Raw genomic sequence first — 10,594 nt, 5'->3', positions numbered from 1 at the left:
TGTAAGGCAAGTGATGTATTAAAATATAAAACTGGTTGGTGTTATGCAAAAAGTCATTTATTGGCTGCTTTGTTAAGAGCAAACAATATTCCTACTGGATTTTGCTATCAAAGATTAAGTTGTTCAGAATATAAAAAAGATATTTATTGTCTTCATGGATTAAATGCAATTTATTTAAAAGATTATGGTTGGTATAAAGTTGATGCAAGAGGTAACAAAGAAAGAGTAAATGCACAATTTAATCCACCTATTGAAATGTTAGCATTTGAAATAAGAGAAAATGAATTTGATTTACCGAAAATATATGAAGAACCATTAGAGGTGGTAGTTCAAGCATTAGAAAAATATAAAGCATATGATGAAATGATTAATAATTTTCCTGATATTGAACTGCTTGAAATAGATAACAAATCATTAAAGAAAAATATTTGACCCTGTGGGCTCCAATATTTCTCAACTTGGTCGTTATACACTCAAAAGGAGCTAGAATTGAATATAGAATATAAATTAAATCCAAAACTTACAGTTAATGAATTTATTAACATACTAAATCGTTCAACTTTAGGTGAAAGAAGACCTATAGATAATTTAAAGTGTATTGATGGTATGTTGAAAAATGCAGATATAATAGTAGTAGCAACTAATAATAAAAAAATTATTGGGGTTGCAAGGTCAGTAACAGATTTTTATTATTGTTGCTACTTATCTGATTTAGCAGTAGATAAAAAATATCAAAACAAAGGTATAGGTAAAAATCTTATTAATATGACACAAAAGCAACTTAACGATAAATGTAAAATTATTTTATTATCAGCACCAAAGGCAACAGAATATTATCCAAAAATAGGTTTTACACAACATACATCGGCTTGGACTCTTGCAAGAGATAAAAAACTAATATAAATAAGATGTATAACAAATCCTTGAAATATAAATAATATAATCTATCTATTTTTCTAATTTTATTTTGCTAAAATACTTTTAAGAGTTAAAAACTTGATAGAGTAAAACCGTTTATTTATCAAATCGGTCTTTATGTCCCACAGGAGCATTAAACTTTATATGCAAAAAATAATATTACTTAGACATGGTGAAGTTGATATTAAAGATTATAAAAATATTCCAGCAGATCAATTTAGAAAATGGATTATCGATTATAATAATTCAGATATAAAATCTGAATTATCATCAAAAAATGAAACTAAAAATTTATTGAATAAAACAGATATTTTAATTTGTAGTAATTTAAAAAGGTCAATTCAATCAGCCAAAATATTTAACAAAATACCATTTGAAATAAATGATGTTTTCAATGAAGCAGAGCTTCCATATTCAAATTGGCATTTATTAAAATTAAATCCTAAAGTTTGGTTAATATTTTTTAGAATATTATGGTTATTAGGATATTCAAAAAATTGTGAATCTTACAAAGAAGCAAAAATAAGAGCAAAAAAAGCTACCAAAAGATTAATAGAATTATCCAAACAAAACAAACCAGTAATTTTAATTGGTCATGGTATTATAAATAGATTAATTCGAAAAGAATTAATTTTACAAAAATGGAATGAAACAAAAAAAGCAAAAAATAAAAATTGGGATTATGGAGTATTTGAGTTAAAGACATAACAAATTATTGGAGATAATTGACACATAAGAAGAGCAAAATGTATAAACTAAATGAGCTAACACTAAAGCAACGAGAAGAACTATTTCGCCAACTTCGTATATCTATCACTCATCACTCAAACGCAATAGAAGGAACAACACTTTCGTTTGGTGAGACAAAAGAGTTGTTAGAGTTAGGACATACAGCAGGACATAAACCACTTGGAGAGCAACTTATTATATTGGGGTTTGCAAAAGCTTACGATGTAATAGTTAGAGAAGCAACAAATCCAAATAATATTATTGATAGTAGTTTTATAAAAGATATACACGCAATTATGTTTGAAGATGCTCTAAAAGTTAGCCCAGAATATGTATCTAAACCTATTGGAGCTTATAGATTAGATGAAAGATATATTAAAGGTGTAGATATTAAACTTTCACATCCAAGTAAAACTTCAAATGATATAGAAAATCTTTTATATAGATTCAAAAGCAATAATATGAGTTTAGAAGATATAGCAGAGTTTCATATATTATTTGAAAGGATACATCCATTTGCAGATGGTAATGGAAGAGTTGGAAGACTTTTAATGACTTATCAAGCCATACAAAACAGTATCATCCCACCACTTATTAAAAATGAAAGCAGAGATGAATATTTAAAAGCTATAAATAATAAAAATGATTTATATAAATTTTTGCAAGCAAGTATAGACAAAAGTTTAGAGTTGATAAGTAACCCAAATATCTAACAAGTTATGAATTTCAAAATGGAGCAAATGAGCTGTTAAGTAATAAAGTGCATAACAAGTTCATTTAATGAAAAAGTAAGCACAAAGTAACCTACCCCTCAAGTTCATCTATTTTGATATTCCAAGAAAGCAATTCATCAAGGGGTATTGTTATTTGACATCCTTAATTTTCTTAACAATTAAGGATGTGGTACTTTTACTTTTGAGTTCAACAACCATCCTATTATGATCATAAAACCTATAACTGCTTGAGATGGTATAATACCATAAATATTTCCAAGATATACAAGCCATAGTAAAATAGCTCCAAGAGGTGTTGGAACACCTACAAAAAACTTTCCTACCTCTCCTGCTTCAGCATCTATATTAAATTGAATCAAGCGTCTAAGACCGCTTATAACATAGTAGATGCTGACAATACCAGCAATTGCAAACCAACTTCCATCTAACTGCATATACACAGCTTGAAAGATAAGAAAAACAGGTACTAAAACGAATGATAAAAAATCTGCAAATGAATCAAGCTGAATACCAAACTCATTTGAAAGATTAAATTTTCTAGCAATTTTGCCATCAAATATATCAAAAGCACCACCAATCCAAGCAAAAATTATTGCATAAAAAAAATTGTTTTGCGTAATAAGATAAGTTGCAATAAGCCCACATCCAATATTTACCATTGTAAAGAGATTTGCAAGATTAAAGTGTGATTCTGCTTTAAAAACTGGTAACATTAAACTCCTTCAGCTATAATTTGACTAATGATATTTTACACAAAGAAAGCTTGAAAATGCCAGATATATTAGAAACTATAAAAGCAATCCATACACAAGAAGAGCGTTACTCAAAACTTGAACTTATTTACAATAACAGTAATGAAAAAGAGAAAATTTACAGTGCTTTAAAAGAGTTAACCTATAGAAAAGAGTGCCAGGTTGAAATCAGCGACAATGAAGAGGGAAAAAACAGAGGTTTTGTATGCATCGAATTTCATGATGACTACGATAAAGAGTCAGGACCATTTTTCGATGCATTAATTAGTAAACTTGGAATCAACCGCTGTCAGTAATCTTACCAATCCAATAGCAAAAAGAGAGAAGATAGAAAATAGTTTGCAGCAAAAATAGTAACTGCTGCATAAACAACAGCAGTTGTAGTAGCCCTACCTACTCCTCTTGCTCCTCCTTTTGCTATGTAACCCAAATATGTTCCAATAGAACTGACCAGAAAACCAAAAACAAAAGCTTTTATAACACCGGTACCAATATCTGCAAACTCCAAATATTGCTCTATGGTATTTTGGTAAGATACAGGGTTAACACCAAGTGCTTGTGTTGAAATTATAAAAGCACTTATATTTCCTATAAAATCAAATGTAATTACAAGTAAAGGCAGTGATATAGTAGTTGCCAGAATTCTAGGAATTATCAAATATTTTTTTGAATCAACTGCCAATGTTTCTATAGCATCTATCTGCTCTGTTACACGCATTGTACCAAGCTCTGCTGCCATTGCACTTACAGCACGAGAAGTTAACATCAAAGCAGCAAAGACAGGTCCAAGCTCTCTGGAAATTGAGACAAAAATCGTATAACCCATAAAGTTTTCAGCACCAAATCTATGAAATCCGTGATAAAGCTGAATGGCTTCAACCATTCCGGTAAAAAGAGCAGTTAAAGTAATAACCCCTAAAGTTCCAATACCGATGACATCCATCTGGTAGAAAAACTCTTTCATTCTATATGGAGATTTAAAAAATAGAGGTAATAAAGATATTTGAAATAGAATAAAACGTCCAAAATTCTCCATTTTTCTAAACATTCCTAGAAATGGTGTCCCTATTAAACCCAAAAAAGACTCAATAATTCCCATAAATTTTCCAATTTTTTATTTTTTATAGTAAATATTTTATCCTAAAAATATCAAATGAGTACTGAATTTAAGATATTTTGAAATATAATTTAAATAATTTTGTAAATATAGGGAGGATGTATGGCTGAAGAAGAAAAAAAAGATGAGAATTCAGAAGAGGAAGAGAAGGAGGAAAAGAGTAGCGGAGGTGGAAATAATATAGTACTAATACTAATAGTTGTATTACTAGTTCTGGTACTTGCAGTCATTGGTATTGGAGCTTATGTTATGTTGTCTGGAGATGATCAAGAAAATCCAGAAACTGTAAAACAAGAAAAAGTTGAAAAGAAAACTCGTAGAAAGAGTGATGATTTAACAGTAGGACCAATGTACCCTCTTGATAAATTCACAGTAAATCTTTTAAGTGAAAATGGTCGCAGATTTTTAGTAGCTAAAATAAATCTTGAAGAAGACAGTGAAGAGCTTACACCAGAACTAGATAAAAAAACACCTCTTATAAGAGACATTATTATATCTATACTATCTTCAAAAACAGTAGAGGAGATAACAACTCCTAAAGGAAAAGAGAAATTAAAAGAGGAGATTGTAAATCAAATAAACAAATATCTTGAAGATGGTGAAATTGCGAATGTCTACTTTACGGAATTTGTCATTCAATGATAGGCGTAGACATAGTTGTTATTGATCGCATTGAAGCATCAATGAAAAAATATGGCGAAAAATTTCTCACTCGCTTTTTAAATAGCCAAGAGATTGCCATGGTTAAAAAAGCTCAAACAGCAGCTGGATTTTGGGCGGCAAAAGAGGCAGTAGCCAAAGCTTTAGGAACAGGAATAGGATCTGAACTTAGTTTTCATGATATTCAAATTCAAAAAGATAAAAGAGGTGCTCCCTCTTTTACCTTAAACAACAGAATTATTGAAAGATACAACATAACCTCCACCTCTCTTTCAATTGCACACGATGGAGGTTTTGCTATAGCTGTTGCAGCAATAGAAGTATCATCCTCCTCCAACAAAGTGTAACAACTCTATTTTATCACCATCTTTTGGAACAAAAGATGACCAGTTATCTTTTTTTACAACTTCCATATTTACAGCAGCAGCCATAACTTTATCAGCGATACCTAGTTTTTCTATAATATCGGCTAAAGTTATACCATTATCAAAAGTTTTTTCTTCACCATTTACTACTATTTTCATTTACTTCCCCCTTTTTGTAGTCTTTAATTCATTGACATACTTTCCACACTCACCATGAGTATATGGTTTAAGATGATGAGCCATAGAAAAATTGCCTTTTGCATAAGCAAGTTCACAAGCATTTATGCCATTTGCATTTAAAATATCTGGATCTGCTCCATTATCAAGCAAGTAATCCACAATAGCAAAATCATTTGTATATGCAGCTTGCTGAAGCGGAGTAATGCCTGCATTGTTAGCTAAATTAACATCTGCATCATGCATTACAAGGGATCTGACAATTTTTAGTCGTCTTGCACTTATAGCATAATGCAATGGAGTATATCCATTGTTATCTTGAATATCAACATCAGCACCGTGATCAAGCAGATAATTTACCATCAAAAGATTGCGTGTCTTTACTGCAATATGCAAAGGAGATATACCAGCTTTAGATTGTAAATCGATATCACAATCCCCTTTTTCTACAATCTTTTTCATCAATTCAAAATCACTTTTATATACTGATTCATGTAAAGGCTGCCATCCATTGACACTGTCAGCTAACAATAGTGATGATAAAATTGCTAAAATTACTATAATTCTCTTCATACTTTTATTTTAACTAATGTTCTTATGAAATTCAACGAGTTTAAAACGTTCTCCCATTATTGTAGGATCTATTAAGGTTTTAATTTTGTTAAGCTCTCTTAAATATAGAGTTTGATTGCCAAGTTTTGCTAACTGTTCAAGTAACTCAGGCAAACCATACTCTGTTAATGCTCTAAGTTGTGTTTTATATGCATAAGTAGAAAAGCCATTCTCTTCAAATGCATCAATAAGATGAGAAAAATTAACATCATAAGTAATATCACTCTTGCCAAACAGACTTTTTAAATCAAGTCCCTCTTCAAAAAGAGGATAAACTTCATGCCCTTTGTAAATACGAATTGAAAAGTCTGTTCTAGGCTCTTTTTCTCCATAATCAAATGTAGCAAAAACAATTTTTTGGGCTGCTTTATAAAGTGAAGACGCAAAAGATTCATACCCTTTTGCTACCTCACCTTTTGTCTGTCCATATCTATTTGCAATTTCAAATACTTCTTCATCTTCACCTTCAAAGTGAATGGTATGAGTCTCTTCATCAACCAGTGCTATCTTCTGCTTATAGATAAGATCACAAGCAAATGCATCAAAAATCTCATTTGCAACAATGAAAGCCTCTTTAGCATTAACTTCACTAGGGTCGCTGTAGTGATTAAGCTCTATGGCATCTCCAAAACGGTTTTTAAAATAGTTTTGTTGAGCCTCTTTCAAAGAGTCAAACCGTTCTATTATTCCAAACTTCATAGTATCAAGCAGTTCAGGTGCTTCTTGAGCAATCCACTCTATCATATCTGCTAAAAGATAGCCTTGGTGTGCACCGATCTCAATAAGATGAAGATCTTGGTTTAGTTTTCCTGATTTAATAAGAGAGATCATATAGTGAGAGATAGTTGCGCCAAAAAAACGGCTTGTTGAAACAGCAGTGTAAAAATCTCCCTCTCGCCCTATCGACTTAAATGTAGAGTAGTAGCCCTCTTTCCCATAAAGCCACTCATTCATATATTCACTGAATCTCTTCATAACTCTTCTCATAAAGATCTAACAAAACTAACTGCTTATCTAAATCAAAAATTTTCTGATCAATTTTTCGTATCATTTTTGAGTTTTCCATTGTTTTCAGATCATAAAGTGTCATCTCCCCTGCTTTTACCTTCTCTTTGGTACTCTCTACTAAAGATGAGTAGAGCTTTTCATCATCAATTGCCAGTTTTAACTTTTTATCAATAACATCTAAACGCTTTAAAACAGCACTATACTCATTTTCAGCTTCTCTTTTTTTATCTGAAAGCTCTATTTTTGCTTTTAAATAGTCAGCTTTGGTAGATTGTATATTGTGATAGGAAGTAATGTCTATAGGCAGTGAAATCCTAAATCCATAAGTATAATAGGGATCAAGAGCATTTGGTAGTGAAGTTGGAAATGCAGAACTATACTCATATGGTTTAACATAGCTTGCTTGCAATGAAAGAGTAACCATATATCTTGTCCAAGTCATTGTATTGAAATAATCTTTTTGAACGATCTGCTCTTTTGCAAGTGCCAGATCAACATTGTTTTTTATAAAGTCATCTCTTTGCATCAGTGTAAATTTAGGCAAAGTAACACTGTTTGGGTTTAGATCGCTAAGATTTTTAAAATTTGACTCAAGTTGTGCTTTGGTATCTTGAAGAGAATATAATGTCATCATATCTTGATTCTTTTTCAAGATTGCCTGATCCAAAAAACCACTATCAAGATCACCGCTTAAAAACTGCTCTTTTTTTCTCTCAATATCAATTCTATCATTCTCAATAAGCAGTTTTTGCTTTTGGATCTGGTATTCACTCTTCTTTAAATTAAAAAGTGTCGATACAACCTGTTTAATCAATGCTCTTCTTTCAGCCTCTACACTAAGATCACCTACTCTTTTGGTAGCTTTTGCATACTTAACTGCATACCAAATCCCACCACTCTTAAATATGGGCTGATCCACACTAACCGACAGTGACTTATTGGTCAAAGTTCTACCAAACTGATTAGAGCTACTATAACCATAGCTTACATTAATTGAATTTATCCAACTATACTCTAATTTTCCACTCTCACTGCTATTTTTGTTAAGTTTTAGTTGCAAAGTCTCAAGTTTTAGTGATGAGAGCAGTTCATCTGCTTCCCCCGCATAAAGAGAAGTAGCTGCAAACAGACTACAAGCTAGAGAGCGCAGACTCAAACCGTTCAAAGCCAAGTAGCATCTCCTCTTTAGTCATTGTCAAAACAGGCAAGAATCTTACTGTATTTCTACCAGCTTTTAACACGATAACTCTATTATCAAAAGCCGCATTAATAATCTCACCAGCATCTCTTCCCTCTTTTACACGCAAACCTCGCATAAACCCTACACCAACCTCTTTTTCAAAAAGATTTGAGTATTTATCTGCTATCTCTTTTAGTCTCTCTTCAAACATAATCATTATATGGTCAAGCTCACCACTGTTTTTATGCTCTTCCAAAATAGAGAGAACTTCAAGTGCTGCACGCGTTGAAAGATAGTTTCCTCCAAATGTACTTCCGTGTTCACCAGTTTTCAAAATCTCTTTATGTGTTGTCATAATAGCACCTATAGGTACACCACCGCCCAAACCTTTTGCTAGAGTGATGATGTCAGGTGTAATCTCATAAAGATTGCTTGCAAGAAGTTCACCAGTACGATAAATTCCCGTTTGTACTTCATCAACAATTAAAAGTATGTCACGTTTTTTTAGTTCACTTGCTAAAGCCTGAACCTCTTGCTTTTGCATAGGTTGAACACCACCTTCACCCTGCACCAATTCAATCATTACAGCAACAGTATGGTCATCAATATGATTATAGATATCAGCAATATTTTTAGCATAAACAAAACCATCTGGAAAAGGTCCAAAGTAGTTGTGCATAGACTCTTGCCCAGTTGCTTTAAGTGCAGTAATGGTTCGACCATGAAAAGAGTGTTCAAGGGTAATAATCTTATATCGCTTTACCTCTCCTTCTACTTCACCATACTTCCTTGCCATTTTAATGGCACCTTCATTTGCTTCAGCACCGCTATTGGCAAAAAAAGTAACTGCATCTATTCCACTTAACTCAGCAAGACGTTTTGCTAAACGAGCTTGTGGCTCTATAAGATACAAATTTGAAATATGAGTGATATTTGATACCTGATCACAAATCGCTTTTGCTAAACGCGGATTACCGTGACCTACACTGCAAACAGCAATACCGCTGCCAAAATCAACATAATCTTTTCCATCTTCATCATACAGTATAGAATTCTCGCCTTTTACAAAATTGACATAATTTCTTGCATATGTCTGCAAAACATAGTTTTGATCCATCTCTTTAAGTGTCATTATAATCCTTTAAATTTTATCTCACTAGTCGTCAAAACTCCACAGAGAATGGAGTTTTGATAAAATAGTGTTATGAAAAAAGTAAACAAAATAGAGGGAGATCGTATCAAATTAGAGCTTAAAATCAAAGAATTGACAGGTTGGCATAAAGCACGGGTTCATGTCATAGTAGCTTTGATAATGGCAATTATACAAGAGAGGAGTGTAAATCTAAAAAGATTAGCCAGTTATTTAAACTCAAAGCTCGAAGATAAAGCGAACTATAGAAGAGTAACAAGATTTTTTCAAAAGTTTGAGTTTGATAGGAGAGTGTTTGCAAGGCTGTTAGCAAGTTTTTTACCAAAGAGTGAGAAGTGGACTTTAATCATGGATAGGACCAATTGGAAATTTGGTAAAACCCATATCAATATTTTGGTATTAGCCGTGAAGTATAAAGGTATAGCGGTACCGATATTATGGTATCTTTTAGATAAGAAGCGAGGTAATAGTAGTTACAGGGATAGGATTAGAATAGTAAAAGAATTTATCAATCTTTTTGGAGTAGAAAAGATTGAAGTGCTTTTAGCAGATAGAGAGTTTATAGGAAAAGAGTGGTTTGCTTGGCTTCAAAGAAGAGAGATCCCCTTTGTAATAAGAGTAAGAAACAATACATTGGTAAATGGTAAAAAAGTATCAACTCTTTTTGCAAAAGTACCAAATAAAGGCTTTTTGCATTTAAAAAAAGTATGTAATGTATGGTATTGATGGGTTAAGAATAGCTGGTGCAAAAAATGAAAAAGGTGAGTTAATCATTGTGGTATCAAATGTTGAAAAGAAGAGTATCATCGCTATATATAAGCAAAGATGGGAAATTGAAGTGCTTTTTAGTGCATTAAAAAAAAGAGGTTTTAACCTTGAAGAGACTCATTTGACTGACCGTAAAAAGATTACTTTGCTCTTTGGCTTAATCTCACTCTCTTTTGTATGGAGTTATTTTATTGGCATTCTTAAAGCTAAGAAAAAACCTATCGATATTTTAAAGCATGAACATAAAGAACAAAGCTTCTTTATGTATGGATTAATGCATATGAAATCTATTTTGCTTTACTTTTATGAAAAAGTTGATGAACTAGCGAATATCTTTGAAATTTTTATTGGTCTAATTAGTGGAGAAAACCCCGATAATATGGCTCTTTATGGAGTTGGAGGAAAAAAATGACGACTAATGAGA

General features: G+C 32.0%; 16 protein-coding genes. 9 read left to right on the top strand and 7 right to left on the bottom strand.

The window, feature by feature from the left end:
* The 4 genes from BM227_RS11635 to BM227_RS11620 form a co-directional block, all read left to right on the top strand.
* Positions 1 to 432: transglutaminase-like domain-containing protein (locus BM227_RS11635; RefSeq protein ID WP_092914075.1), on the top strand; the 432-nt coding region annotated here is incomplete at its 5' end.
* A gap of 57 nt (positions 433 to 489) precedes the next feature.
* Entirely contained in the window at positions 490 to 903 is a 414-nt protein-coding gene (locus tag BM227_RS11630; RefSeq protein WP_092914073.1) for a GNAT family N-acetyltransferase, read from the top strand.
* Positions 904 to 1,062: 159 nt separating this feature from the next.
* Entirely contained in the window at positions 1,063 to 1,626 is a 564-nt protein-coding gene (locus tag BM227_RS11625; RefSeq protein ID WP_177202054.1) for a histidine phosphatase family protein, read from the top strand.
* 38 nt (positions 1,627 to 1,664) lie between these two features.
* The gene (locus tag BM227_RS11620) at positions 1,665 to 2,360 is read left to right on the top strand and encodes a Fic family protein (RefSeq protein ID WP_092914070.1); all 696 of its coding nucleotides are present in this window, start codon (positions 1,665 to 1,667) and stop codon (positions 2,358 to 2,360) included.
* Between the two features lie 179 nt (positions 2,361 to 2,539).
* Here BM227_RS11620 and BM227_RS11615 read toward each other — a convergent pair whose 3' ends face one another.
* Entirely contained in the window at positions 2,540 to 3,094 is a 555-nt protein-coding gene (locus BM227_RS11615; RefSeq protein ID WP_092914069.1) for a CDP-alcohol phosphatidyltransferase family protein, read from the bottom strand.
* A gap of 56 nt (positions 3,095 to 3,150) precedes the next feature.
* Between BM227_RS11615 and BM227_RS11610 the strand changes: the two genes are divergently transcribed.
* Positions 3,151 to 3,429 carry a hypothetical protein gene (locus BM227_RS11610; RefSeq protein ID WP_092914067.1) on the top strand — a complete coding sequence of 93 codons (279 nt, stop codon included), beginning with the start codon at positions 3,151 to 3,153 and terminating at the stop codon, positions 3,427 to 3,429.
* Positions 3,430 to 3,431: 2 nt separating this feature from the next.
* Here the strand turns inward: BM227_RS11610 and BM227_RS11605 are convergent, their stop codons facing one another.
* Positions 3,432 to 4,232 (bottom strand): MlaE family ABC transporter permease, encoded by an 801-nt coding sequence (locus BM227_RS11605; RefSeq protein ID WP_092914065.1) that lies wholly within the window; start codon positions 4,230 to 4,232, stop codon positions 3,432 to 3,434.
* A 120-nt stretch (positions 4,233 to 4,352) separates the two neighbouring features.
* On the opposite strand from BM227_RS11605, the gene fliL reads away from it, so the two are divergent.
* Positions 4,353 to 4,892, top strand: coding sequence for a flagellar basal body-associated protein FliL (fliL, locus tag BM227_RS11600; protein ID WP_092914064.1), 540 nt, complete (start codon positions 4,353 to 4,355; stop codon positions 4,890 to 4,892).
* Positions 4,889 to 5,257 carry a holo-ACP synthase gene (gene acpS / locus BM227_RS11595; protein WP_092914062.1) on the top strand — a complete coding sequence of 123 codons (369 nt, stop codon included), beginning with the start codon at positions 4,889 to 4,891 and terminating at the stop codon, positions 5,255 to 5,257. Before fliL ends, acpS begins: the two co-directional genes overlap by 4 nt.
* Here acpS and thiS read toward each other — a convergent pair.
* Genes thiS through BM227_RS11570 form a run of 5 tightly spaced genes read right to left on the bottom strand, consistent with a single transcriptional unit; the run spans position 5,234 to position 9,384 of the window.
* Positions 5,234 to 5,434, bottom strand: coding sequence for a sulfur carrier protein ThiS (gene thiS / locus BM227_RS11590; protein ID WP_092914060.1), 201 nt, complete (start codon positions 5,432 to 5,434; stop codon positions 5,234 to 5,236). The genes acpS and thiS overlap by 24 nt on opposite strands.
* A complete protein-coding gene (locus BM227_RS11585; protein WP_092914059.1) occupies positions 5,435 to 6,025 on the bottom strand; it encodes an ankyrin repeat domain-containing protein in 591 nt (196 codons plus the stop codon). It lies immediately after the preceding gene.
* A 9-nt stretch (positions 6,026 to 6,034) separates the two neighbouring features.
* A complete protein-coding gene (locus BM227_RS11580) occupies positions 6,035 to 7,051 on the bottom strand; it encodes an SAM-dependent methyltransferase (protein ID WP_245757068.1) in 1,017 nt (338 codons plus the stop codon).
* Positions 7,023 to 8,243: a TolC family protein gene (locus tag BM227_RS11575; protein ID WP_092914057.1), complete on the bottom strand. Its 1,221-nt coding sequence runs from the start codon at positions 8,241 to 8,243 to the stop codon at positions 7,023 to 7,025. The genes BM227_RS11580 and BM227_RS11575 overlap by 29 nt, the downstream gene beginning before the upstream one ends.
* Complete coding sequence (locus BM227_RS11570) at positions 8,203 to 9,384, bottom strand: aspartate aminotransferase family protein (RefSeq protein WP_092914055.1); 1,182 nt, start codon at positions 9,382 to 9,384, stop codon at positions 8,203 to 8,205. The genes BM227_RS11575 and BM227_RS11570 overlap by 41 nt, the downstream gene beginning before the upstream one ends.
* 72 nt (positions 9,385 to 9,456) lie before the next feature.
* On the opposite strand from BM227_RS11570, the gene BM227_RS13275 reads away from it, so the two are divergent.
* Positions 9,457 to 10,128: a transposase gene (locus BM227_RS13275; protein ID WP_092912213.1), complete on the top strand. Its 672-nt coding sequence runs from the start codon at positions 9,457 to 9,459 to the stop codon at positions 10,126 to 10,128.
* A complete protein-coding gene (locus tag BM227_RS13395; protein ID WP_092912215.1) occupies positions 10,115 to 10,582 on the top strand; it encodes a transposase in 468 nt (155 codons plus the stop codon). The genes BM227_RS13275 and BM227_RS13395 overlap by 14 nt, the downstream gene beginning before the upstream one ends.
* Positions 10,583 to 10,594: the final 12 nt, after the last annotated feature.

It is taken from the genome of Hydrogenimonas thermophila (genome assembly GCF_900115615.1).
In the GTDB taxonomy this organism is placed as follows: domain Bacteria; phylum Campylobacterota; class Campylobacteria; order Campylobacterales; family Hydrogenimonadaceae; genus Hydrogenimonas; species Hydrogenimonas thermophila.
Note: the sequence above shows the minus strand (reverse complement) of the source record. Positions and strands in the feature narration are given on the sequence as shown.